Source organism: Phycicoccus sp., from assembly GCF_035325325.1.
Lineage (GTDB): Bacteria > Actinomycetota > Actinomycetes > Actinomycetales > Dermatophilaceae > Phycicoccus.
In genome coordinates this window covers 105,637-131,494 of sequence record NZ_DAOLAC010000002.1, presented here as the reverse complement: position 1 = coordinate 131,494, position 25,858 = coordinate 105,637, and the positions used below count along the sequence as shown (strand labels likewise).

Sequence of the window (25,858 nt, the reverse complement as noted above, 5' to 3'; positions counted from 1 at the left end):
GTCAGCCGTCCACGGGGTCGGTCGGGGCCGCGTCGACCGCCGGCGCGTCCGGCACGGCGGCGTCGACCGGGTCGCGGGTGGGCCCGGCGGCCTTGCGCCCGCGGGCCTGACGCCGGTCTCGGGCGTCGAGCAGGTCTTCGAGCTCGTCCGGGGCGGGTGGGGGCACGACGTCCTCGGCCGGCGCACCGGGGGCGGGGTCGGTGGAGCTCTCGCGCGCGCTCGAGCCCGGCGAGGCGGTCCCGGCCGAACGGCCGGTCCGACGGTGCGGTGGGGTCATGGGTCCTCCTCGGGCGGCGGGCGCGGACGGTGTCGGGTGGGTCAGGTGGGGCGGGGACCGAGGACGACGACCTTGGCCGCCGCCCAGTGCCGGGCCCGGACGAGGTCGGAGAGGGTGATCGGTGCGGCGGCGTCGGGGAGCAGGTCCTCGTCGAGGAGCGACCCGGAGAGCGCGAGCAGCACGACGCCGAGCGGCGGGGGATCGGCCGCGCTCGTGAGGTCGAGGTCCACGGTGACGGCCGTCGGCAGGTGGGCGGAGAGGGGGACCGGCAGCAGGTGGCGCAGCGGCCCCGCCGCGGTCGGGACCGTGTGCCAGGCGCCCGGCGCGGTCACGCCCGCCGCGCCGCCCGCCGCGTCGAGGCGGAACTGCGGGACTCCGGTGACGTCGAGGGCGCCCGCGGTGAACGGGTCGGCGATCGGCTGCCAGAGCAGCATGGCCCAGGCGTGGTTCGCCGGGAGGGCGCGGGAGTCGTTGTGGTGCAACAGGATCTCGATGCTCGACGGTTCCCGGTAGCCCGTCCACCAGACGCCGTTGACCAACGACTGGGTCGGGGGCACCGCGAGGTACAGCTCGGCCTCGGTCGGCTGCCGGTCGCCGGCCGCCCGGGAGTGCCACGGCTGCCGGTAGACCGCGAGCGGCTGCCCGGCCCCCGCGGCCCCGGTGAGCACCTCGCCGTCCGGCCCGAGGTGGGTGCCCCCGACGACCGCCTCCCACAGCGGCCGGTCGATGACCGCCCGGCCGTCGCCGCGGTGGGCCTTGAGGATGGCCCGGAACGGGGTCGAGAACGTGCCGTCGGCGACGACCGAGGGGTGCAACCACCGGAACGCGGTCTGGAAGGTCCACAGGTCGTACGGGAGGATCGTCCCGGCGGTCAGCGGCGGGTCGCCGGGGCCGAGGCTGGGGAACGGGGGCGCGGTGGCGACCGGCCAGCGCGGCCGCACGACGACGTCCGGGCTCGACAGGTCGGGCAGCACGACGGGGACCCGCGCGGCGTCGACCTGGCGGGGATGGGCGAGTGGCGTCGGCGAGACCCGCCGGTCGTCGGCGTCGTGCACCCGGACCCACGTGTGGCGCGGGGCCGCCGGGCCGAGCTCGAGCTGGAAGAGGCCGCGCGACTGCATCGCGACCCGCAGCACCCGCGAGGTGCGTGCGTCGACGGCGGCGTCGTAGCCGGCGGCGCCGGGGAGCACCCGGGCCGGGTCGACCCACACGGCGAGGTCCTGCGCGGCCGCCCACGGCAGCCCGTTGTCGAGGCGGGTCCAGCCGGCGGCGCCGCCGTGGCCGCCGGTGCGGTCGGCCCGGGTGGCGGTCCACACCCCGGTCACCGTCCCGACGTAGACGTTCGCGGTGGCCACCGGGTCGACGACGACGGCGTACGCGGGGTCGAGCGGCCCGCCGAGCGCGGAACGCAGTGCGGTGGCCTGGAACTCGCCGTCGAGGTTGTTGAAGTAGACGAGCGTCTCGGAGGTGCCACCCCGGAAGGTGAAGGCCGAGACGTAGAAGTCGAGCGTCCCGGGCACCGGAGCGACGTCGGTGAGGGTCATCTCGTCCGAGAGGCCGGTCGTGCCGTCCTTGGGCCAGTACTCGACGTCCCACGTGCCCCCGCCGCGGTCGGTGTAGCGGGCGATGCCCTCGTGGTAGACCGCCAGGAGGGTGCTCGCGTCGGCCCAGCGCAGCGACTCGACGCTGCCCGCGTAGACCCTCGGGGTCCCGTCGAACGGCTGCCCCCAGCGGTCCCCGGCGACGACCATGACGGCGTCCGCGCCGGCGGACGGCCGGGCCCGCCGGTCGCGCCACGCCGTGCCCGTGGTGAACGGCAGGACGCGCCAGGTCGGGGTCGCCGCGTCGGTCAGGTCGTCGCACACCCACACCCGGTAGGTCCCGATGGCCACCCGGCCGGTGTGGGGTCCGCCGGCCACGGCCGCCGCGCCGGAGTAGAAGGCCGAGCGCTGGTCCTCGGTGTCGTTCTCGAGGACGCCCGGGCGGCGGGCCCGGCGCTGCATCGGGTCGCGGTAGCGCGGGTGGTCGCACCGCCAGCTCGCCGACACGTACTGGTCGAGCATCACCTCGGGGTGCCCCGGGTGGAACAGCACGCCGCCGCCGTCGCCGAGGTGCACCTCCTCCCAGACCGTGTCGCCGACCCGGACGACGGTCCCGTTGTCCTGCAGGCCGGCCGCGACGAGCTGGGAGCTGACGGGGTGCACCGCGAGGAAGCCCGGCTCGGTCGTCACGAGCCCGGTGTTGCGCGCGGAGAAGGTCTCGACCCGGCCGGACTCGGACGAGGCGAAGACCCCGCCGTCGCAGCCGACCCACACCTGGTGCACCTCCGGGTGGGCTCCGGACGCCGGGTGGTCGAGCACCCGGATGACGTGGACGTCGGCGTGAACGTCGTGCCCGACCAGCCCGGCGTACGAGGCGCCGGCGGCGGTGTCGGACACGCCGGGGACGGCGACGAGCGCCGGGGTCGGGGAGACCTGGAAGCACCACAGCGAGGCGACGAACTCGGCGCCGTCGAGCAGTGAGGAGTCGACGAGGAGGCGGCCACTGCCCCCGACGTACACGCGGTCCGTGCCGCCCACCTCGACGGCGGCCAGGGCGATGTCGTAGTCGCGCTGGTTGTGCCGCCGGGTGCCGAAGATGTCGTCGCGCAGCCCCGGCACGCGCGTCGCCCGGACCGGGGTCGCGGTGACGTCGTCGAGCCGCCAGAGCCCCGTCTCCCCGGAGCGCAGCTGACCGAGGACGTAGCCCCGGGTGGTGCCGGGGACGAGGGCCAGGGCGCTGCGGCCCTGCAGGCCCCGGAAGAGGCCGGTGCCGAGCCGGACGAACGCGAGGTTCTCGCCGGCGTCGTCGCTGACCACCGGCCCCCAGCCGTCGCAGCACAGGACGAGGCGGCCGTCGGCGCTCCCGGTGTCGACCCAGGCCCCGTCGGCGAAGGCGAACCCGTCGAAGCCGTCCGGTGCGTCGGCCGGTGGCGTGGCCGCCGGGCTCTGCCAGTCGTAGCGCTCCGGCTGCCCACCGCCCGTGGGCACCCGGGTGCCCACGTAGAGGCCGAAGGTCGCGCAGGCGAGCACCCGGTCCGGGCTGTGGCCGTGGGCCGGGCTCGCCGGGTCCGTGGTCTCGACGACGCCGGGGTGGCGGCCCGGCTGGCGCAGGAGCCGGCCGATGGAGACGCCGGTGAAGACGCTCGCCCCGCTGTCGGCCTCCCAGACCGCCGCCGGGTCGGCCGCCTCGACCGGCCCGACGCCGACGAGGACGCCCTTGCCCTCGGAGGTGCCCGCGGAGGCCCGGCTGCTGCTGTCGTACTCACCGGTGCCGACCATGACGTGGTCGTCGGCGGCGGTGGCCCCGAACGCGACGAGCAGCGCGCCGCCGGCGAGGTCGTTGCTCCGCCCGCCGTCCTGCACGGGGACCGCGGGCTGCCAGCCCCCGACCGGCTCCCAGGACGCGCCGGCGTCCGGCGAGTACCAGAGGCCGCCGCCCGCGGAGAGCGCGTAGACCCGGTCGCCGTCCTCGGACACCGCGAGGTCGAGGATGCGCCCCGCGACGTACGGGTACCCGGAGGCCTGGCCCCGCCGGACCGCCGACGGCCCGATCGGCAGCCACCGGTGGTCCTGGGCGTCCGCGAGCCGGCGGGGCGCTCGCCCCCGCACCGGCGCGCCGGCCGCTGCCCGGTCGGCGACGGCGGCGGCCAGGGCGTCGAGGTCAGCCGGGGCCCGCCGGGCGGCGTCCCGGGCGCGCCGCCGGGTCGACCGGGACGGCCGGTCCTCGGTCACGGCGCGCCCTCCGGGTCGGGCCGGGCGGGGCTGACCCGGATCCAGCCCTCCTGCGACTCGTGCGGCATCGGCGGCAGCAGGGCCGACGACGACGCCGCGATGATCGGGTCGTCCCGCCAGGTGAGCGGACCGGTGCGCCGCGTGAACACCTGGTCCTGGCCGAACGCGGCGACCTTGGGGAGGCGGATCTCGGCGGGGTCGACGAGGACCGGACCGACCCGCATCGACGGGGAGAGGACCCGCAACCCGGGGGTGACCCAGTCGTCGGCCAGGGCGAGGTGCTTGCGGGGGGTGATGCCCGAGGTCAGGTGCACGCGACCCGCGGGCAGCATGAGGACGGTCAGCCGGAGGGTCTGGCCGGGCCGCACGAGGAGGGTGTCCTCGAGGGTGAGGTACGGGTGGTCGAGGGGGCGCACCGGGGGGGTCGCGACGGCCCCGAGCAGGCCGAGCTGGCCACGGTGCCGGCCGGTGTCGAGGGCCGCCCCGGCCACCGCCTTGTCGACGACGTGGAAGTGCTCGTAGTCGTCGTCGACGAAGAAGCCGAGGACCGAGTCGTCGGCCCGGCCGAGCTCCCCGACCCGCACCGGGAACCGTTGCGCCGCAAGGACCTCGAACGCGGCCCGGCGGGCCTCGGCGCCCCCCGGGGCGGTGACCGTCACGTCGTCGACGTCGGGGGCGAGCTCGAGCCGCAGGGTGGCCCGGACGACGGCGATCGGCCGCCCGACGAGCCCGGCGACGGTCGGGGAGCCGAGGGCGGCGTAGGTGTCGACCGTCCAGAGCGTCGTGTCGACGGCCCGCAGCAGGGCGGTGAGCGCGCTCGCCTCGGTCGGGGCGTCGCCCGCGGTGCGCGCCGCGACGTCGGCGCGCACCAGCCCGGTCGCGAGCAGCCCGGCGTGCTGTGCGTGCGGGGGCAGGTCGACGAGCGGTCCGGCGTCCGGCGGCACCGGACGCCCCGGCGCCGGCTCCCAGGTGACGGCGTCGGTCACGGTGTCGTGCATCACCTGGCCGAGGGGGTGGCCGTCGCGGTCGAACACCTCGCACGCCTCGTCGATGTGGTCGGGCAGGAGGAAGCCGCAGACCGGGCTGACGGCGAGGTCGGGGTGGAGCTGGTCGACCCAGGCCTCGGGCGCGGCGGCGGGGTCGGCCGTCAGCGGGTGGGCCGGGTCGACGAGGCGGAACAGCCACCGGGCGCCGGCGAGGACGCGCGGGCGCATCCGGACCGTTGCCGGGGTCCCCGTGTCGAGGACCGACGTCGTCAGCAGGCTCTCGTGCGGACCCCGCCGGGTGCGGCCGAAGGCGTCGACGAGCCGCAGCGCGGTGACGGTCGCCGTGCCGCCGACGAGGGGCAGCGGCAGGTCGTCCGCGACCGGGTGGCCGGACTCGTCACGCAGGACCATCCCGTCGTGGACGACCCCGAGCAGCTGCTCGGTCATCCCGTCGAGCGAGGCCGACGCGAGGTCGAGGGGGGCGAGCAGGCCGGAGAGTCCCGCGAGGGCGGTCTCGTCGGCGTCGTCGAGCTCGGAGGAGGCGGGGTCGGCGAGGTCGCGGGCCTGCTCGGCGGCGAGCCACGCCGCGATGGCCTCGGTCAGGGCCCGGCCGACCCCCCGGTGCAGCGGCGCGCGGCCGCGCAGCGTGCGGGTCAGCGGGGTGGTGGCCGGTGCGCCCTCGAGGTCGGTGCCGACCAGCTCCCAGCCGTCGAGGGTGCCCGAGCCGTCGACCCGCACCTCCCACTCGAGGAAGAGCGGCACCCACGGCTGGCGCCACGTCGTCACCGCGACCGGGCTGGGCGGGGTCCCGGGCAGGAGCGAGAAGTCGGCGAGGAGCGCGGCGACGTCGGCGCTGCGGCCCAGCTCGACCCGGTCGTGCTCGGCCCACGCGCCCTTGGTGGCCCGGGCACCCGACCGGGCGACGGCCTGCGCGGCGAGCGCGCCGGAACCGTCGTAGCGGGCGTCCGCGCCGTAGAGCCGCGTCAGCTCGCCGACCATCCGGGTCCCGGCCCGCCCGAGGTCGGTCCCGGGGGTGCGTCCGGCGGCGGCCAGCCACGCCGAGTGGTAGCCGTCGAGCACGCTGGCCTCGCGGACGACGAGGAGCACCTCCTCGGGGACGGCGCCGCTGCCGAGCGTGGGCACGAGGGCCCGGCCGTCGACGACCCCGGGGACGCCCGGCACGCACTCGCTCGGCCGACGGCACCGGAGCAGTCCACTCGCCTCGTGCAGCCCGTCGCCGTGGTGGCGGTGGTGCGGGGCGACACCACGCAGCCCGACGACGAGCGGGGCCGGCCGGAACATCCGCGGCGGGGCCTTGGGCACGGTGCGTCCCGAGCCCGCGCCCGTGCCGGTGGCGGCGGCCGGGGTCGGGGTGCTCGTCCGGCGGGTCGCCTGCGGGGGGCCGGACGTCGCGGCGCGCGCGCCGGGCCGCGCGCCGCGGAGCGTGGCCCGGGCCGAGGCGCTCATCCGGACGGGGTCCAGCCAGGTGACGACCGGGGTGTCGAACGCGGCGTCGGCCACGGCACCGCGACCGAGCCGGCCCACCTTCTGCGGAGAGTACGGCGAGGAACCGCCCTCCCGCAGGACGTCGTCGTGGCTACCGGGCAGGGGGGCGCCGGCGACCGTCGTGAACCCGTCCGCGTGCTCGCGCTCCTCGAGGTCGGCGAGCCCGTCGGTGGTCCCGAGGCTGCTGAGGGTCCCGGCCGTGAAGGCGGCCATCAGCCGTTCGGCGAGGAGCCGCCGGTCGGTGCCGAGCCCGAGGGCCGGGGCGGCGAAGGCGGCCGCGACGTCGTCGAGGTCGGTGCCCGCGGCGGCGGCGAACGCGCCCTCCTCCGGCCGCTCGTCGTAGCCGTCGGCCGACCCGTCGACGGGCACGCCGAGGACCGAGCCGTGGAGCAGGCTGTGGTAGCGGACCGGGGCGGGGGCCAGCACGGTCGAGGCGACCTCGGCCACCGGGATGCCGAGCCCGAGCGGCCGGTCGAGCGTGCGCTCGGCCGTCTTCCCGTGCGCGTCGAGCGTGACGACCTCGCGGCCGTCGTCCGGGGCGGTCATCCCGAGCCGGGACTTCAGACGCCGCTCGCGCCGGTCCGGCTGGGCCTCCTCGGGGTCCGCGTCGTCGAGCGGCACCTCCCAGCCCAGCTCCTGCGCCGCCGCGGTGAGGCCGACCCGTCCGTGCGCGGACGCCAGCGGGTCCTCGTCGGCGGAGGACCACCACCCGGCCACCGTGTACGCCGCGCGGTCGCGGTGGAAGCCGGCGGGGAAGGCGGCCCGCAGCGCGTCGAGGTCGGTCAGCGGGTCGTGGAAGGCGAAGCGGTCGCGGCTCGCGGCGTAGGTCGCGGTCCACAGCGGCGTGCCGGCGGCGACCGCGTCGAGCGGGCTCATCGTGCTCGCCGCGCTCGCCGAGGTCGGCCGGCCGGTGACCTCCTCGAGCGGTGTCACGGTTCCCGTCGCGGCGTCGACGAACCAGCCCGTCGTGTGCACCGCCCGGGCCCCGACCGGGTAGAGGTGGCGCACGACGACCCAGCGGTCCGGCAGCGGTCGCCACCGTGGGTCGCCGGTGGTCTCGTCGCGCTCGGCCCGCAGCAACGCGTCCGGGAGTGCCCAGTGCAGGTGGATGCCCGCGGCCGCCGGGGCGCCGGCGTCGAACGGCTCGGGGTCCCCGCGGGTGCCGCCGACGGCGACGACCACCTCGGGGTCGGTCGCCGTCCCGACGAAGGCCTGGACGTCGACCGGCACGAGCACCCGGGGGTCGCGGGCCAGCAGCCGGTCCCACGTGGCGATGGTCCGCACGTCGGTGCCGGCCGTGGCGAGCGCGCTCCAGCGCTGGGTGAAGACCGCCTTCTCGAGCTGGGCCGGGTCGAGGACGGCGTCGACCCGGGCGAGGCGGGGGTCCCGGCGGCCGTCAGCCATGGTCGGCCTCCATCGTCACGAAGCGGGTCACGAGGTCGGCGTAGCTGACGGTCGGCGCGAAGATCGTCGCGATCGGGGTGTTCCTCGGGTCGCCCCACACCTGCCGGTAGGGCAGCCGGATCAGCTGGAGGGCGTACTCGGCCGAGTTCATCTGGGCCTCGGTGAGCGAGAGGCGGGCTCCGAGCGACCCGCGCAGGGCGTGGATGTCGACGACGCCCGGGGCGCCATCGGCCCGGAACGGGACGGTGACCGGCGCGCCGCCGAGGTCGTCGAAGGTCGCCCGGTCGCGCGGCTGGACGGTGAAGCGGACGACCCCCTCCGGCGCCCCGGGGTCCCGCTCGGCCCCGAACTGCACGCCCTGGCGCGGCTCCTCGAGGTGGACGACCGTCGGGATGCCGTCGAAGAGGACGAAGAGCACCGCGGGCGCGAGCCGTTCGAGGCGCAGCAGGCGCATCCGCTCCGGCTCGTCCTCGGTGAAGCGGGCGTCGTCGGCCTTGGCCGGGTCGCTCGAGAAGGCCCGCACGTGCAGGGCGGGCCAGCCGGAGACCGCCTTCGAGCGCAGGACGAACCCGCTGACCGCCTCGACCGCCCCGCCGAACCGCTCCGAGCCGGGCGGGCGGCGGACGTTGCGCTCCTCGGTGTCGAGCTCGTCGCGGACGGCGGGGTACGCGGCGGTGAGGGCGACCCGGTCGTCGCTGTTGACGGTGCCGACCGACAGCGCGCCCTGGACGAGCGCGTCGGTCCACCGGCGGTCGAGGTAGAACCACCGGATGGACTCCTCGGGCAGCAGCTCGGTGTCCGGGACGAGGTCGGCGAACGGCACGCCTTCGAGGAGGCGCAGCCGCACCAGCCACGCGCGCAGCTCGGCGGGCAGGACCCCGTCCTCGCCGTCGGTCGGGATGTCGCCCAGCGCCCCGGCCGCGGCGGCGGTCACCTCGTCGAGGTAGGCGACGGGCAGCTCGGTGAGCATCGCGGCGGCGTCGGTCCTCACGGCCGGTCCTCCTCGGTCGGGGTGCGGGAGAGTGCGGCGTCGAGCGCGTCGGGCGCGGGGTCGGCGTGCGGCAGCAGGACGCCACCGCCGGGCAGGCCGCCGATGCCGCCGATGCCCCCGACGCCGCCGGCCCCCGGGCCGCCGAGCGTCCCGCGGAGCTTCAGCGCGTCGAGCCCGATCTGGTCCACCGCCACGGCGAGGTCGGTGCGCACGCCGTCGCGGACCATCGCCCCGAGCTCGACCGCGGAGAACGCGACGGGGTCGAGGACCGGGACGGTGGTGGAGCGCAGGGTCGCGGCGAGGTCGGGCAGGGTCCCCTCGAGGGGCACCCCGACGCCCAGCCCCGTCGACAGCGCCGTCGCGGGGTCGAGGTCGAGCCCGAGGTCGGTGCCCCGGGTCACGCGGGGCAGTGGGTCACCGAGCACCTCGGCCGGGGTGAGTGCGATCTGCCGGGCGAGCCCGCGGCCGAGCATCCGGCCGACGTCGCGGCCGGCGACGACCTCGATCCCGAGCCAGGTCAGGTCGGCGAGCCGGGGGCCCAGCACGCTCGTGCGCCGGGCGGCCTGGTAGTGCCCCTGCCGCCAGCGCAGGAGGGCGGCGACCATCGACGGCTGGCTCAGCGCGAGCAGCCGCCCCACCTCGAACGCGACCGCGAGCGAGAGGTCCTCCCGCCGGTCCGGCACGACCGCCCGCAGCTGGTCGGCGGCGTGCGCCAGCGGTAGCCGGGGCGACTCGAGGTCGGCCGGGTGCGGCAGCAGCGGGCCGCGGTACCAGGCCCGGACGGTGTCCCCGACGCGGGTGCGCTGGTCGAGCCCGACGTGACCGGTCTCGGTCACCTCGAGGGGCAGCCGGCCGTCCGGGCGGGCGGCCGACTCCGGCTCGGTGCCGAGCAGGCCCGAGCGCAGCGTCTTCATGAGGTACTCGAAGTCCACGTTGCCGGTCGAGGTGAAGCGCCAGTGGAGGAGGACCGGGAAGCGGTACTCCGGGTCGAGGGCGCGGCCGCCGAGCGGGGCGCGGATGCGGAAGCCGTCGGCCATCGAGGCGTAGAGGCCGTCGGTGACGCCGGTCGTCGTCTGCTTCCAGCCCTCGGAGACCACCCCGAGCCGGGCCTGGTCACCGGCGACGGCGACCTTCCGGGCGACCCGGTCGACCGGCGCGGCCGCCGCGAGGGGGCCGCCGTGGGCCGCGGCGCCGCCGTGGGCCCGTTCGACGTGCTCGTTGTAGCGCTCGACGCCCTCGTCGCCACCCATCGCGACGTGGTCGGCGTCGTCGGTGGCGAGGAGGACGGTCTCGGCGAGGACCGGCAGGTAGGAGGTCGCGACGAGGAACGGCGGCGGGTCGGTCGGCAGCAGCTCGAGCTGGCCCTCGAGGCTCACGAGGCAGGCGAGGTAGGTCATCGGCACCTCGGCGCCGTCCGGGCCGACGCCGGGCAGCGGGAGCCGGTTGCCGATGACGACCGAGAGCCAGCCGTCGTCGTCGCCCATCATCAGCTCGGTGTCGCTGACGTCGACCTCGCGGACGTGCGCGAGGACCTCGACGTCCTGCTGGGTCGGGAACACCCGTCTCACCTGCGAGGCGCGGACCGTGAGGTAGTTGCCGACCGGGACGTCCGGCGGCCCCGGCAGCACCTGGCCGGGCGTCACGCACTCGGCGACCGGTGCGCCGACGACGAGCTCGCCCTCGCCGGGCGCGATGAGGACGAGCGCGAGCCACGGGGTCCTCGGGGTGTCGACCGGGGTCTCGCCCTCGAAGTCCACGCTGCGCTCCCACGGCAGGGTCCGGCGCTTGATGACGACCTGCGGCAGCCGCGCGGCGTACGAGCCCTCGGTGTTCGCCGGCGGGTAGGTCGAGAGCACCTGGTCCGGGGGCAGCTGGAAGCGGCACGAGGTGACCCGGACGTGGGTCTGCAGCGGCGCGACGGCGAGGTCGTCCGCGCCGAGCGCGCCGTCCGGTCCGCTCGCCCCCATCGTCTGGGTGCTCGTGAAGCGGTAGTCGCCCGCGGGCAGCGGCGGGACGAGGGAGGGGTAGAGCTGGAAGTGGCCCTCGGGGACGGTCATCGCGGCCTCCTCGTACGGCGGGGTCGGGCGGTCGGCGCGTCGGTCCCGGTGACCTCGCAGCCGGCGCCGGTCGCCCCGAGGACCCGGGCGACCGGGCCTTCCAGTCCCTGGCGCCCGAGGGCGACGGCCAGGTCCGCCGGCGCCAGGTCGGAGGCGAGGGTGCCGACGACCTGCCAGGCGCCACCGGGGCGGACCTGGAGCCCCACCGGCCCGGCGGCACCGGGCTCGAGAGCGTGGAGGAGGACCGTGCTGGCGCCGAGGACGACGGCCACCGGCGGCAGGGCACGGCCGTCCGGGCCGGTGGCGAGCTCGGCCCCGACGACGGCGAGGTCGGTCGGTGTCGGGGCGGTCGGCACGGTGCCGGTCAACGCGACGGCGAGGGTCCGCGGGGCCGTCGCGAACCAGGTCGTCACGAGGGTGGCGCCGGCGGTGGCCGCGGAGGCGGTCGCCCAGTCGCGACCCGCGGCGGCCGGGCCTTCGACGGCGAGCGTGCAGCCGGGGCCGAGGGCGAGGTGCGACCCGAGCCGGGCCACCCGGGACGCGGCGGTCCACCCGGCGCAGCCGTTGGTGGCCGGGGCTCCGTCGGCCTGGACGGCGACGAGGCCCGCCCCGGGTGGAACGGCGAGCGTGCCGTCCGTGACGACGACGTCCGCGGCGACCCGGCGCCCGACGACCGTCACGACCCGCGCCGTGCCGTCGACCGTGAGGGTGGGGCGCCGGTCGGGGTCGGTGTCGATGCGGGCGTCCGGCAGTTCGAGGGCGACGAGGTCGCCGCTGCGCAGGCGGGTGCCGGCGAGGGCGGCCCGGGCGGCCCTCGAGCGACGCGGGCCCGTAGGGGCCGAGCGTCCGGCGAGCGGTCCGAGCCCGGCGACCAGGCCGGCCAGCTCGGGGGACCCGACCCGCGCCCCGGAGGCGGAGCGCACCGTGCCGACGGCCCCGGTGCGCGGGACGACGCTCGTCGCGACGACCGTGTCCCCGTCCGCCCGTCCGGGCGTGGGGGTGACCCGGATCGTCGCCGGGAGCACGAGGCCCATCCGGCCCTGGACGTCGGCGACACCGGGCGCGGGCCGCCGGGTCGGCCGGCCGTCGGCGACGGTCGTCCCCGACGGCCGCGACCTTGCGCCGGTCCCGGCCCGCAGGTAGGTGCCGACGAACGGCCGCCGCGGGGTGGGCCGCACGGTCTCGGGCACGGGGACCCCCGGACGGGCGCCGTCCGGACCGTTCACCTTCGCGAGCCCGTCGGTGAGGTCGGCGATGCGAGGCGGTGCGACCCGGTCGCGGCGGTAGGCGGCGCGGGCGAGCTCGCTGTGCTGCCGGTCCGCGAACAGCGCTGTGCGCGTGGGGAACAGGGCCGCGGCGGCGACGGCCAGGGCCGCATCGGCGGTCGTCGGGGTCGGCAGCCCGAGCCCGGCGCTCGTCGAGAGCAGGCGGGCCCGGGTCGCCCCGGTCGCGTGCAGCGGCAGCGGGCGGCGGGGCCCGGCCTCGACCCGGTAGTAGTTGACCGGGCTGCCGACCGGCGTCGCACTGACCTGCGCGACGAGCGTCACCCGGTTGCCGGCCGTGACCACCTCGGTCGAGGGCAGCGTCTGGGCGGTACCGAGGGTCTTGGCCGGCCCCCACACCCCGAGCGGGAAGGAGTCGGTCCCGAGCCGCGACCCGGCCGGGTCGGCGCTCGCCGCCCGGAGGTTGGCGCCGAGGGCGGTCAGGCCGGACGAGGGGGTCCACGTGGTGCCGTCGAGGCGTTCGAGCGAGAGGCCGAGCGTCGAGGAGAGGCCGTCCGCCCCCATCGGGGCGATGCCGACCCCGGTCGGTGCCCCGGAGCTGGTCCGCACCGGGACGGTGACCACCCCCGCCACGTCGACGGCGGTGGCGGGCACGGTCGTCGTCACGACGAGCTCGAACTCGGCGAACACCTGGAACGGCAGCGCGGACGAGCCGTCGGCGGTCGGGGCGCCCTGGGGGCTCGACGTCGAGGTGGGCAGTGTGCCGAGGCCGGTGATCGCGGACAGCGCCCGGGCGGCGTCGCCCGCGGACTCGAGGTACTTGCCGACGAAGGCCATCCAGTCGATCGGGTCGGGCAGCGCCTTGTCGCGGCTGCCGAAGTCGACCGGCACGGTGCACGGCCCGATCTCGAACTCGGCGTGGCCGGCGAACTCCGGACCCCAGACCTTGACCGAGGCCCCGATGGTGATCGAGATCGAGATGTCGCCGATCGGCCACGGCAGCGAGATCTTCAGGCCGGCCGAGATGCGGGCGTAGGCGCTGGCCTCGTACCAGAACGGGTCGAACCAGACGATGGCGTCGACGCCGAACGCGATCCGCGCCCAGACGAACCCGAAGTCGACGCTCACCTCGACCGAGAGCCCGGCCATCAGCGCCTCGGACGTCAGCGCGAAGTACGAGCCTCCCTTGATGGTGATGGCGTCGCTCACCGACCACACGAGGCCGAGGCGAGGTACGTCCGGGTATCCGACGGGCACCGGGAAGTCGGGGTGGTACCCGCCGAGGGTGAGGACGAACTGGCCGGCGAGCGGACCCTTCCACCAGACGGCGAACGCGAAGCCGCCGGTGAGCCGGACGTCGGAGTACAGGAGCCAGCTGTTGTCGGTCAGCTGGGCCTGGATGAGGAAGACGCCCTCCTCGGTCGAGAAGTGCGCGAGCAGCGCGAGCTCGATGTTGACGATGCACGCCTGAGGCCGGGGCAGGGCGAGCCGCGCGAAGCCGAAGAGGTTGACGTCGAGGCCGTTCCCGAACGAGACCGCGAGGACGGCGATGCCGTCGACGAGGCTGAACGAGGTGAACGAGATGCCGGCGGCGAACCAGAACTGGCCCTGCTGGGCCGGGAAGTACTCGCGCAGCTCCTGGAGCTGTTGCATCGGCTCCTTGGGCGCGCGCGAGGCGTCGAGCGCCGAGATGAACGGGAAGTCCCCGAAGGTCGAGATGTCCGACGGGATCCGCATCCCGCGGTTGATGCCGAGGCCGCCGCCGATTCCGGTGAGGAAGAACGCCGGTGGCCCGCCGAACGGGCCGTTGACCGCGCCGAAGACGAAGAAGCTGGCGTTGCCGTGCGCGTCCCGGCTGTAGCCGCCGAACACCGACAGCCCGTACGCCGCGAAGCGGCCGACGAGCATCCCGAGGTAGCCGATCTCGCCGTCGTCGACGATCTTCAGCAGCCCGCCCGCGATCGAGGCGCCGGACAGGTCTGCGCTGATCGCCAGGCCCATGAGGTCGACCGACCAGTTGCGGGCGTCGAGCGGGTCGCCGCCGGTCCAGCCGATCGAGAGCCGGTCGACGGCGGCCGAGAAGCCGAAGATCGACAGGCCGCCCGAGAAGAGCAGGCTGACGGAGGTGACCGTGCCGCCGGACTCGGTGGTGTCCAGGCCGATCCGGTCGACGTAGAGCGGTCCGAGCTGGCGCTGGATGACGAGCCACCACGGGCCCGGGGGGTCGCCGGCGCGCAGCGTGACGCCCGCGGTCGCGTCGCCGGGGTGCTTCTGCACCGCGACCGAGGGGGAGAACGTCGGCCGGTGGGTGCCGGACGACGCGCCGACGTCGGCCATGATCGAGCCGGCCATCGGGTTGGCCTGGCCCTGGCCGCCGGGGGCGACGGCCAGCCCGTCGAGCTTGATCCGGGCCCCGCCGCCGACGCCGGTCGCGGTGGCCTCCCCGTAGACGTCGACCTCGATGGCGTCGATGGCCAGCGCGCCGAGGTCGAGCAGCGGCCGGCTCGTGCCGCCCACCCGGACCCCGAGGCCGGCGACGAGGACGCCCGGCAAGAGGACGAGGGCGTCGGCCGTGCCGTGGAGGAGGTAGACCGACAGCCCGGACGGCGGCTCGCCGGTGATCCAGTCCGCGTGCGCGACGATCTCGACCTTCGTCTCGCCGTCGGCGACGACCCAGGTCCGGCCGTCCGGGATGGTGACCCGCAGCCCGAGGTCGCGCGGGTCGGTGGGTGCGCCCGGGGCGGACGGGTTCGCGGCGAGGGCGACCGTCACGACCCCGCCGAAGGTGACGCTCGGGGGCTCGGCGTCGGTCGCGCAGTTCCACGCGAGCCGCTCGAGGCGGGCCAGGAGCCGGGTCGGGTCGTCGGCCGCGTGCACGAGGTCGGTGACCAGCGCCGGGTCCACCTGCAGCCCGCCCCCGGTGAGGACGACCCCTTGCAGCATCCGCGTGATGCGGGCGCTCACGAGGTCGCCGAGCTGGTCGGCGACGAACCCGGACGCCATCCCGAGCGCCACGCCGACGAGCCCGGCGGCGACCTGCTCCGGTGACTGCGACTCCGTGGGTGATGGACCGGCCGTCACGTTCCACAGCTCGACTCCGCTGCCGGAGAACCGGATCTGCACGGAGGCCGGGCTCGCGCCGCCCTCGAGGGCGAGGCCGAGGCCGACGAGCGGGGTGAAGGTGCCGTCGGTGACGCCGGCGCGCACGGTGAGCAGCGGACGGACGACGCTCGGACCGACGTCGATCGCGAACGGGCCGGCGGTCGCCGCGACCCGCAGGCCGTGCGCGTCGATGCGCAGCTCCTCGACGGCGACCCGGCCGACATCGCCGAGCGCGACGTCGCAGCCGAGGACCACGGCGGGGGCCGTGACCGAGCCGTCGACGCCGACCGAGAACGGCCGGACCGCGCCCGGGCCGGCCGGCAGCCGGCCGAGGTGGATCGTGCTCACGGTGCCGGCGGTGCTCACCTCGACGAGCGTGTGCGCGGGGTCGAGGGCGTCGGCGAGCGACTGCAGTGCCGCACCGGCGAGGGCGGGCAGCCGCGCGAGCAGTGCCGCGCCCGGGCCGGGTGGGGCGACGAACGCCTGCACCCTGGCGAGGTCCAGGTGGCCGCCGGCGTCGAGCAGGTCGAGGGCGAGGAGGAACCGGTCGACGACGACACCGACGTCGTGAGGGAGCCCGGCGGCGCCGGAGGCGCGGTCGAGGAGCTCGTCGAGCACCGGCTTGAGGAGCGAGGTCGCGGTGTCCGCGAGCGCTCCGGCGAGCCCGGCGCCGGGCGGGTAGAGGCCGAGGGCGGTGAGCGGGGCGGGGCGGACGAGGTCGAGCCGGACCGGCACCGGCCCGGTGCCGACGGCGAGCTCGAGCCCGCGGCCCTCCACGGTGACCCGGGCGTCGAGCAGCGGCAGGGGCGGTCCCGCGGTGCCGACCGACAGCCCGCCGAGGACCGTGGCGGCGACCGCACTGCCCCCGACGGTGGCGGCGAGGTCGAGCCGGGCGGTCAGCTCGAGCCGGCCGGCGACCGCGGCGTAGCCGATGGTCAGCTCGGGCGTCACCGGCCATCCGGGCTCGGACCCGCGCCCGGGGGCGAGGACCGGCGCCAACGCGTCGAGCACCGCGACCGAGGCGGCCACCGGGTCGACCTCGGCGCGCAGCCAGGCCACCGGGTCGCGCAGCAGCGTGGAGGGGACGACGAGCGCGCGGCCGACGTCCGGGACCTCCGGCCCGAGCAGGCCGAGGGCGGCGAGGGCGTCCTCGAGCAGCGGCGTCGTGACCCGCTCGCGCAGCGCCTGGGCGACGCCGGCGAGGAGGACGGCCGGGACCGCGGGCACGAGGACGTCGAGGAGGCCGGCCGCATCCGGGTCCGGGTAGAGCGGCACCGCGTGCACGACCCCACCGGGCATCCCCTGCTCGAGGGACACGGAGACGCCCGCGGTACCGGCTGCGAGGGCGACCCGCACCCCGCTGCCGGTGCCCGAGAAGGCGCCGAGGGCGGCGGTGAGGCCGACGTCGGCCGGGTGCAGCGGGTCGTCGAGGGTGAGCCGCACCGCGAGGTCGGCGACGAGCGGCACCCCGCTCGAGGTGAGGTCGACGTGCCCGGTGACGCGCGCCGTGGCGAGGTCGAGCGTCACCCGGGCGGCACCGCTGCCGAGCGTCACCTCGCTCGCCGGGCGTCCGCTGGGCAGGACGCTGCCGAGGACGGTGCGCAGCGCGGCGGCGACGGTGGCCGGTGCCGCGCGGACCGCCCCGCGCACGGTCGCCGCGGGGTCGTAGAGGAGGTGGTCGAGGCCGGTGGGGTCGAGGCCGCCGTCGCGGACCAGCCCGAGGGCGGTGAGCAGGTCGCCGAGACCGGGGACCGTGAGCATCCGGGAGACGGCCGCGGAGAGGAGGATCCGTGCCTCCGGCAGGGCGCCGACGTCGTCGCCGGTGACGACCCACCGCTCGCGGTACGCCGCGTACGCGCGGGCCTCGTGGAGGGTGAGCGTCGCGGTGCCCCGACCGCCGTCGAAGGGGAGGTCGAGCCGGACGTCGAGCCACCGGGCCTCGAGGTCGAGCGACGACGCGCCGGGTCCGCCGACGAGCCAGCCGTCGTCGAGGGCGAACCGGAGGTCGAGGGACAGGGACCGCAGCGTGGTCAACCGCGGCGCGGTCCGCGCGACCGCGAGCAGGTCGAGGCGGGCGGCGACGCCGAGCGACACGCCGCCGAGGTCGGCGTCGACGGCGGGCAGGTCCACCCCGACGACCGCGCGCTCCGGCAGGCCCGAGGGCGCCGCGGCGGCGGCGAGGCGCCGGTCCTCCACCCCCTGCGCGACGAGGGCCGCGAGCGCCCGGAGGGCGGCGTCCTCGGCGAACGTGCCGAACACGGCGGTGACCCGGACGCCGGCGCCCCGGGGGAGGCCGAGGGGACTCGGGAGGTCGGGGTCGGCGAGCAGCCCGGCCGCCCCACGGGCCACGAGGGCGTGGGCCTGCTGCAGTGCGGTGCCGCCGAGGTCCTGCGCGTCGTCCGGGGCGACCGGCGCCGGGGCCGGGACGAGGGCGCGCAGCAGCCGGAACGCGTCGCCGCCGAGGCCGGTCGCGAGCGCCAGGCTGCTCACCGGGCCCCACGGCGTGCCGACGGTCACGACCTCCGGCGCGACGGCGGCGATGCCGGGCAGGGAGGTCGCGAGCACCGTCGCGGCACCGGCGCCGCCGTGCCCGACGAGGAGGACCGGGGCGGTCCGGGGCGCGAGGGCGGCGGCGAGCAGCTCCGCCTGCGCCCGCACGCCGTCGTGGTCGGTGCGGGTGGCCGCGGCGGCCGGACCGGTCGGGAGGAGGAGGAACCACGGGCCGTCGCCGGTCGCGGGGAGCGTCGCGGGCGACGCGACGGTGAGGTCGAGCCGCGATGCCGCGGGTGCGGCCGCCCAGACCAGCGGGTCGCAGCCGACGTGCACCGCGGCCGGGCCGCCCGGCGCCCGGGCGGGCAGTGCGAGCCCGCGGCGGCGGGCCGAGGCGCCGAGGGCGGCGGCGGTGAAGCCGGGCAGCACGACCACCTCGACGTCCTCGTCGGCGGTGAGGAGGGTGTGCCCGCCGGTCGCGGAGCGCGTCGCCGGGCTCCCGACGAGGCCGTCGGTGCCGACCCAGCGGCCGACGAGCGTCGCCAGGCCCTCGTCGAGCCGGGTGCGGGCGTGGACGAGGTCGCCGAGGTCGGCGAGGTCGGCGCCGGCGGACCGGAGGGCCTCGGCCAGCTGGCCGGCGGTCGGCACGAGGCTGCCCCGGAGCGCTCCGAGCGCGGCGACGGTGGCCGGCCGGAGCGCGGGGTCGCCCGGGCAGCCCGGCTCGGTCCGCACGCTGAGGCCCGGGGACGCCGGGTCGCCGCCCACCGGGCAGCGCCACGGGGCGTCCGGCCGGCCGCCGCCGAGCGGCGCGTCGAGGGTCCCGCCGGAGAGCACCCACGCGACCGGCCCGAGCGCGGCGGCGAGGTGGTCGCAGTCGAGGACGCCGTCGAGCAGCCAGGTCTCGAGGGCGGCGGCCGGGTCGGCGACGAGGTCCCCGAGGGGCAGGTGGGCCCCGCTGCCGCCGGCCCCGTCCCACCCGAGCAGGTCGAGCAGTGCGGTGACGGCGGGCAGCCCGAGGCGCCGGCCGAGCTGGCCGAGGAGGTCCTCGACCTCGGCCCAGTCCGGGGCGAAGGACCACCGGCCGTCCGGCCCGACCGTCGGCAGCGGCACCGGGAGGGCCGTGCCGTCGACGCGGAGCACGAGGTCGGTGCCGGCCGGCGCCGCGCGGAGCCCGGCGCCGGGCGACCACCCGACCGTGACGGAGAGGGCCCGGAACTCGAGGGCGACCGGGCCGAGGTCGAGGCGCGCCGGGTCCGTGCCGCGCGGGCCGAGCCCGACGCTGCCGGTCGCGCGGTCGAGGAAGGTCGCGGTGCCGGTGTCGAGGCGCAGGGTGAGGAGGGTCGCCGAGACCCCGGCCGCGGCGGTGAGGTCGTCGAGGACGTCGAGGTCGGCCGCGACCTGGAGGCCGAGGACGAGCAGTGGCCCGTCCCGCCAGAGGAGGAGGTCGACGGCACCGCCGAGGTCGAGGGCCCACGGGTCGTCGGCGCTGCCGTCGCCGGGTACGTCCACGGCGGCGACGCCGAGCAGCAGCCGCCGCACGGTCCCCAGGACCTCGGCCATCGTGTCGCTCGCGGTGAGGGCGTCCCAGTAGCCGCGCATCGTGCCGAGCGGGTCGCGGCAGAGGTCGAGCAGCTCCGGCGCCGGCACCCCGGTCGGCGGGGTGAGCCCGAGCAGCGTGGCGAGCACGTCGCCGGCCTCGCCGAGCGGGGCCAGCGCCTGGGTCAGCGCGGTGCGCAGCTCGTCCTCGGCGGCGTCGACGACGGCGTCGGGGCTCGAGAGGTCGACGACGGGGGTCACGTGCGAGCCGGTGAGGTCGACGTCGGTGGCGAACAGCCGCAGCTCGGGGTGGCGGTCGGCGTCCAGGCCGACGCCGAGGTGCAGCGACCCGACGTGCGGCGTACCCGTGAGCAGGGGCCCGCCTCCGGCATCGGCCCCGAACACGGCCTCGGCGAGGACGGAGGGGAAGGCGCTCGCCGTGCCGGTGCCGGTGTCGAGCCGCAGCAGCTCGGCGCCGAGCGAGACCGACGCCCCGGCCCGGGTGTCGAGGGCGAGCTCGACGCGGGGCACGAGCACGGGATGGCCGCCGGTCCCGGGGCGGACGTCGAGCCCGAGGACGACGCGCACCGGAGCGACCGTGCGGGTCAGGGTCAGGGCCGTCGCGTCCGGGGTGAAGCCGGTCATCAGGGCGAGCTCGCCGAGCCACGCGGCGCGGGCCGCCGGCACGGTGAGGAGCCCTTCGAGCCACTCGACGAGGGCCGCGACCCCACGGGTCGACAGGTCGGCGAGCGGCAGCTCCGGGATGTCGGCGACCGGCCGCAGCCCGAGGGCGCCGGCGAGCCCGACGACGTGCCGGAGAGCGGCGTCGGCCGGGTCGAGCACGGCGACCTGCGCGCGGACGAGGCCGACGAGGAACTCGAGGAGGTCCGGGCCGACCGTCGCCAGGTCGTCGAGCGAGAGGGTCTGCGTCGTCGGCGTCGCGGCGCCGGGCAGCTGGAGGTCGGTCAGCTCGAGGACCAGCTCGAGGCCGTCACCGGGCGCGGTGGGGATGCCGACCGAGAGCCGCGCACCGCGCAGGAACGCCTCGCGGGGGACCGGCGCGGCCTCGGTGAAGGTGGCGACGAGCTCGATGCCGATCCGGCCGCCGGGACGGCCGAGGACGAGCCACCGCGGGTCGCCGGTGACACTCGACGGGTACGTCGTCCCCCGGGGGACCTGCGCGACGGGCACGTGCGCCCGGAGCGAGACCGACGGGTGCGGCGGGTCGGTGGAGCGGATCGTCGCCTCGACGCCCACGCCGACCTGCACGGTGCCGTTGCCCGGGCTGCCGGTCGGCTCGACGACGGCGAACACCGCGACGTCCGGGTCGGTCTCGGTGAACAGCGGGATCCACCGGGCCGGGCCCTCGTCGTGCGCGTCGGGCGGCCCGAGGACCTCGTCGACGAACGTCTCGAGGGCGGTGCGCTGGCCCTCGTCGCTGAGGATCGTCCTCAGCCCGTTGGCGTTCTTCGTGCTGCCGCCGAGCGGGTCGTCGAACCAGTGTGCGTTGGTCGAGGTGCCGTCGGTGATGCCGAGGGCGTGGGTCAGCGACCCGAAGCCACCGAGGTCGGACTCCTCGAACGGCACGCCACTCACCTCGTCCCGTCGCGCACGACGCGGCTGTCGAAGCGGGCCATCGGCTGGACGACGAAGCGGCTGGGGGCGGCGGCGATGGCCCCGGGGACGAGCGGCCGCCCTCGGGAGTCCTTGCCGCTGGCCGCGGCGATGACCCGGGCGAGCTCGAGGACGCTCTCGGCGGCGAACCCGGTGAGCGCGTCGCTCCAGCGGTCGGCGACGAGGGCGGGGGCCAGCACCCGGTCGAACGCGGACAGGACCAGCCCGGCCGGGACCTTGCGGGTGCCGACGGCGAGCGGGACGGAGACCGTGGCGGTGGCGTCGAGCTGGTCGCACGAGACCTGCACGCCGACCGTGACGACACCCTCGTCGCACGTCAGCGTCGCCGTCCGGGTGCGGACCTCGAGCTCGTCGCCGCCGAGCTGCCAGACGACGACGCCGGACGAGCCGGCGGGCAGGTCGGCGACCCGCCGGACGACGTCGAGGAGGAGCCGCTGGAGGGTCTTCGGCGCGGCCTCGACCGCCGTGTCGGTGCGCGTGCCGGGGTCGAGCGGGCCGCTGACCTCCGGCAGGCGGAGGCGGACGCCGCCCACTGTCGCCGCGATGCGCGCCATACGACCTCCTCACCGACCAAGAGGAGCCTGCTGCCGGCGTGATACCTCGCCGGCGAGGGGGTGGTCTCGTGGACCACCGCTCATTGCAGCAGAGAAGTGATCTGGGTCACAAGCGCTGCGGCGTCGGCGCAGGTCGGCGGCCTCGCCGTGGGGCCTACACGGAGTGGCCGAGGTGGGCGAGCGCCTGCCGGAGCAGCACCCCGTGGCCGCGGTCCATCTCGGCCTGCACACCGGGGTCGAGCGCCTGGGCGGGCGTCAGCCAGGTGAGGTCGAGCGCGTCGTTCTGCGGCGCGCAGTCGCCGGCGACCGGGACGACGAAGGCCAGTGACACCGCGTGCTGGCGCGGGTCGTGGAACGGCGTGACCCCGGGCGTCGGGAAGTACTCCGCGACCGTGAACGGCTGGGGCGAGGCGGGGATGCGAGGGAGCGCGACGGGGCCGAGGTCCTTCTCGATGTGCCGCAGCAGCGCGTCACGGACCCGCTCGTGGTGCAGCACGCGACCGGAGACCAGCTCGCGGCAGACCAGGCCCTCGCCGTCGAGCCGCAGCAGCACGCCGAGGGCGGTGACCTCGCCGCGGTCGTCGACCCGCACGGGCACGGCGTCGACGTAGAGGATCGGCAGCTTCTCGCGCGCCGCGTCGAGCTCCTCGCGGCTCAGCCAGGCGGGGTCGCGGTCCAGCTCGAGGGGGTTCATGGGGGCGATTGTGCCAACTCGCCCGGCGAGCGCTCGCCGGGGCCGGCCGCGCGCTCCGCCGCGCTGGTGAAGGTCACCGGCGCCTCGAACGCGGCCCGCCGGGCGGCCCGGCGCAGCGCCCCGAGGACCGGCCGGGCGGTGACGGCGACGAGCACGGCGTTGGTCACGGCCCGCCCGAGGTCCCAGCCGAGGCTCGTCGCGAGGCTGAACACGACGAACCGGTGGAGGTTCTCGGTCAGCGGCGCGCCCGGCACGAACGACAGCCCGCCGCCGAGACCGGTCGAGAACGGCCAGAACGAGAGGTTGAGGAGCATCCCGTAGGCGAGCCCGGCGAGCGCCCCGTACCCGGCGAGCAGCGCGACCTCGCGCCGCCCGGTGGCCCGGGGCAGCAGCCCGGCGCCCCAGCCGACCCACGCCGCCCCGAGCATCTGGAACGGCAGCCACGGGCCGACGCCGCCGGTGATCAGGGCGGACGCGAAGAGGGTCACCGCGCCCTGGACGAACCCGAAGCCGGCCCCGAAGACCCGTCCGCCGAGGACGAGGAGGAAGAAGACGGTCTCCAGCCCCGCGGTGCCGGCCCCGAGCGGACGCAGCGCCGCCCCCACGGCCGAGAGGACGCCGAGCATCGCGACCGCCTTGACGTCCATCCCGCCCTCGGAGATCTCGGCGAGGACGACCGCGAGGAGCAGCGGGAGGACGAGGGCGAAGAGGAGCGGTGCGTCCGCGGAGTGCGCCAGGCCGGAGTCGGGTCCGACGAGGAGCGGCCAGCCGAACGCGACGAGCCCGGCGGCGCTCACGAGGGCCACCGCCACCGCCGAGCGCGGACGCAGCCGGATCGCCCGGACCCGCTCGCCGCTCACGGTGCACCCCCGGGCAGGGCGGCGCGGACGTCGTCGACGGTCAGCCACGGGCCGGGCTGGAGCACCTTGGCGACCTGGGGGGCGAAGGCGGGGGAGGAGACGACGACCTCGGCGGTCGGGCCGTCGGCGACGACCTCGCCGGTGGCCATGACGACCACTCGGTCGGCGCACTCCGCGACGAACTCGACGTCGTGCGTGGCGACGACGACCGAGCGGCCGCGCGCCGCGAGGTCGCGCAGGGCCGCGGTCAGGGCCACCTTGGCGACCGGGTCGAGGCCGCGGGTCGGCTCGTCGAGGAGGAGGACGGGCGGGTCGGCGGTCAGCTGGACCGCGAGGACGAGGGCCAGCTTCTGCCCCTCGGAGAGGTCACGCGGGTGCCGGTCGGCCGGCACGTCGGGGGCGAGCCGCTCGAGGAGGGCCGCGCAGGCGCCGTCGGCGGCGGTGCTCTCGCGGTCGGCCTGCGCGCACTCGGCGCCGACCGAGTCGAGGTAGAGCAGGTCGGTCGCCGTCTGGGGGACGAGGCCGACGAGGGCCCGGCGCCGGACCGGGGAGAGGGCCGCCGGGTCGACCGGGGTGCCCGCCGGTCCGGTGACCTCCACGCGTCCGGCGCTCGGCGGCGCGCTGCCCTGCAGGGCCCAGAGCAGCGAGGACTTGCCGGAGCCGTTGCGTCCCATGAGCGCCGTCACCTCGCCGGTGCGCAGGGCGAGGTCGACGCCGGCCACCGCGACGACGTCGCCCGGGTGCCGGACGACGACCCCGGCGGCGCGCAGCACCGGCGAGCCGCCCTCCTGCCGCGTGGGAAGACCTGCGGGGGAACCGGACCCGAGGTGCTGGCGCAGCCCGCGGGCCGCGCGCCGGGCGTCGCGCACCGAGAGCGGCAGCGGCCGCCATCCGGCCCACCGCCCGAGCTCGACCACCGGGGAGGTGACGTCGCTCGACTCCATGACCTGCGCGGGCAGGCCCGCGGTGACGAGGCCGTCCGGCGCGACGTGCACGACGCGGTCGGCGTAGTGCAGCACGCGCTCCACCCGGTGCTCGGCGACGACGACGGTCACCGCGAGGTCGTGGACCAGCCGGGTGATCGTCGCGAGGACCTCCTCGGCGCCGGTCGGGTCGAGGGCCGACGTCGGCTCGTCGAGGAGGATGACGCGCGGGTGGGCGGTCAGGACCGACCCGATGGCCACCCGCTGCTGCTGGCCGCCGGACAGCTCGCGCAGGGCCGCGCCACGCAGCTCGGGGATGCCGAGGACGTCGAGGGTCTCCTCGACCCGCTTGCGCATCGTCGCGGCCGGCAGGCCGAGCTGCTCCATCCCGTAGGCGAGCTCCTCCTCGACGGTGTCGGTGACGAACCCGGCGAGGGGGTCCTGGCCGACGACTCCGACGAGGTCGGCGAGGTCGCGCGGGCGGTGATCGCGGGTGTCGCGCCCGTGGACGAGGACCCGTCCGGCGAGCGTGCCGCCGGTGAAGTGCGGCACGCGTCCGCACATGGCGCCGAGCAGGGTGGACTTGCCGGAGCCGGTGCGGCCGACGACGAGCGCGAGCTCGCCCTCCTCGACGGCGAGGTCGACGTCGCGCAGGACGGGGCGGTCGGCCCCGGCGGGGGTGACGGTGACCGACTCGAGGACGACGGCGTGGTGCTCAGGCACGGGCCACCTCCCCGGCACCGCGGACGACGACGCGCGAGGCGGGACGTGGGGGCTCGGGCGTGAGGAACGCCGGCAGGGCGGCGACGAGGAGGGCGGCGACCGCCGCGAGCGGCAGCGCGGGCACGGCGAGCGGCTGCACCGGCATCGTGAGCACGTCCGGGGTCGACCGGCCGACGACCGTGAGCACCGCCGCCGGGACGAGTCCGCAGGCGACGGTCAGCCACTCGGGGCCACTCCACGGGTCGGGCCGGTAGGTCGTCGTGCGCACGTGCCGGCCGCCGAGCCACAACCCGGCGAGCGAGAGGAGCATCCCCGCCACGAGGGCCGGCGTGCCCATGAGCACCGGCGTCGAGGGGTCGAGGACGCCGTAGAGCCCGACCGCGGCGAGGAGCAGGCCGAGGAGGGTCACGGCGCCGGTGGTGCGACGGTGTGCCGCCGCGGCCCCGCTGCGCCCGTAGCCGCGCGAGTCCATGGCGGCGGCCAGGAGGAGCGAGCGCTCGAGGGTGTCCTCGAGGACCGGCAGGGCGACGGCCGGCACCGCCCGCAGCCCGCGCGAGGTGTCGCCGCGCAGCTCGCGGGCCCGGCGCACCCGCTCGACGGACTCGGCGAGCTGCGGTGCGACGGAGACCGACACGACGACCGCGGCCCCCACCTCGTGGAGGGCGGCCGGCAGGCTGCGCAGCAGCCGCTTGGGGTTGGCGAGGGCGTTCGCGGCGCCGATGCACGCGATGATGACGGCGAGCCGCAGCCCGAGGGTCGCGGCGCCGAGCAGCCCCTCGAGGTACACGTTCCCTCCCACCTCGATGCCGGCCGCCCACGACGGCAGCGACACCTCGGGGAGCGGCAGGACGAGGACCGTGCCCACCTTGAGCCCGACGAGCACGTGGAGCACGAGCCGGACGACGACGATGGCCAGGCCGAGCCAGAGGTAGAGCCGGAAGGCCCGGGCCCAGGGGGAGGACCCCCGGCGCGCGGCGACGACGAGGGCCGCCACCGCGAGCGCCAGGAGCAGGAGCAGCGGGTTGGTCGCGGTGCTCACCGCCACGGCGAGCCCGAGCGCCCACCCCCACCAGGCCGCCGGGTGGACGGCACGGGGGAGCGAACGGGTCACCGCGGCATCATCC

At 77.1% G+C, this 25,858-nt stretch carries 11 protein-coding genes; all 11 read right to left on the bottom strand.

Features of this window, described 5'->3' with window-relative positions; all coding sequences use genetic code 11:
* Position 1 precedes the first annotated feature (1 nt).
* Complete coding sequence (locus PKA89_RS02230) at positions 2–277, bottom strand: hypothetical protein (protein ID WP_324416176.1); 276 nt, start codon at positions 275–277, stop codon at positions 2–4.
* Positions 278–318: 41 nt separating this feature from the next.
* Entirely contained in the window at positions 319–4,050 is a 3,732-nt protein-coding gene (locus PKA89_RS02225; RefSeq protein WP_324416174.1) for a hypothetical protein, read from the bottom strand.
* Positions 4,047–7,946, bottom strand: coding sequence for a hypothetical protein (locus PKA89_RS02220; protein WP_324416172.1), 3,900 nt, complete (start codon positions 7,944–7,946; stop codon positions 4,047–4,049). The genes PKA89_RS02225 and PKA89_RS02220 overlap by 4 nt, the downstream gene beginning before the upstream one ends.
* Entirely contained in the window at positions 7,939–8,937 is a 999-nt protein-coding gene (locus PKA89_RS02215; protein ID WP_324416170.1) for a hypothetical protein, read from the bottom strand. The genes PKA89_RS02220 and PKA89_RS02215 overlap by 8 nt, the downstream gene beginning before the upstream one ends.
* On the bottom strand, positions 8,934–10,994 hold the full coding sequence (locus PKA89_RS02210; protein WP_324416168.1) for a hypothetical protein: 2,061 nt from the start codon (positions 10,992–10,994) through the stop codon (positions 8,934–8,936). The genes PKA89_RS02215 and PKA89_RS02210 overlap by 4 nt, the downstream gene beginning before the upstream one ends.
* Positions 10,991–20,932, bottom strand: coding sequence for a DUF6603 domain-containing protein (locus PKA89_RS02205; protein WP_324416166.1), 9,942 nt, complete (start codon positions 20,930–20,932; stop codon positions 10,991–10,993). Before PKA89_RS02205 ends, PKA89_RS02210 begins: the two co-directional genes overlap by 4 nt.
* Before the next feature lie 5 nt (positions 20,933–20,937).
* Entirely contained in the window at positions 20,938–21,534 is a 597-nt protein-coding gene (locus PKA89_RS02200) for a hypothetical protein (RefSeq protein WP_324416164.1), read from the bottom strand.
* A 154-nt stretch (positions 21,535–21,688) separates the two neighbouring features.
* The gene (locus PKA89_RS02195; protein WP_324416162.1) at positions 21,689–22,228 is read right to left on the bottom strand and encodes an NUDIX hydrolase family protein; all 540 of its coding nucleotides are present in this window, start codon (positions 22,226–22,228) and stop codon (positions 21,689–21,691) included.
* Complete coding sequence (locus PKA89_RS02190) at positions 22,225–23,088, bottom strand: ECF transporter S component (protein WP_324416160.1); 864 nt, start codon at positions 23,086–23,088, stop codon at positions 22,225–22,227. The genes PKA89_RS02195 and PKA89_RS02190 overlap by 4 nt, the downstream gene beginning before the upstream one ends.
* A complete protein-coding gene (locus PKA89_RS02185; protein ID WP_324416158.1) occupies positions 23,085–24,734 on the bottom strand; it encodes an ATP-binding cassette domain-containing protein in 1,650 nt (549 codons plus the stop codon). Before PKA89_RS02185 ends, PKA89_RS02190 begins: the two co-directional genes overlap by 4 nt.
* Complete coding sequence (locus PKA89_RS02180; RefSeq protein WP_324416156.1) at positions 24,727–25,845, bottom strand: energy-coupling factor transporter transmembrane component T; 1,119 nt, start codon at positions 25,843–25,845, stop codon at positions 24,727–24,729. Before PKA89_RS02180 ends, PKA89_RS02185 begins: the two co-directional genes overlap by 8 nt.
* Positions 25,846–25,858 lie beyond the last annotated feature (13 nt).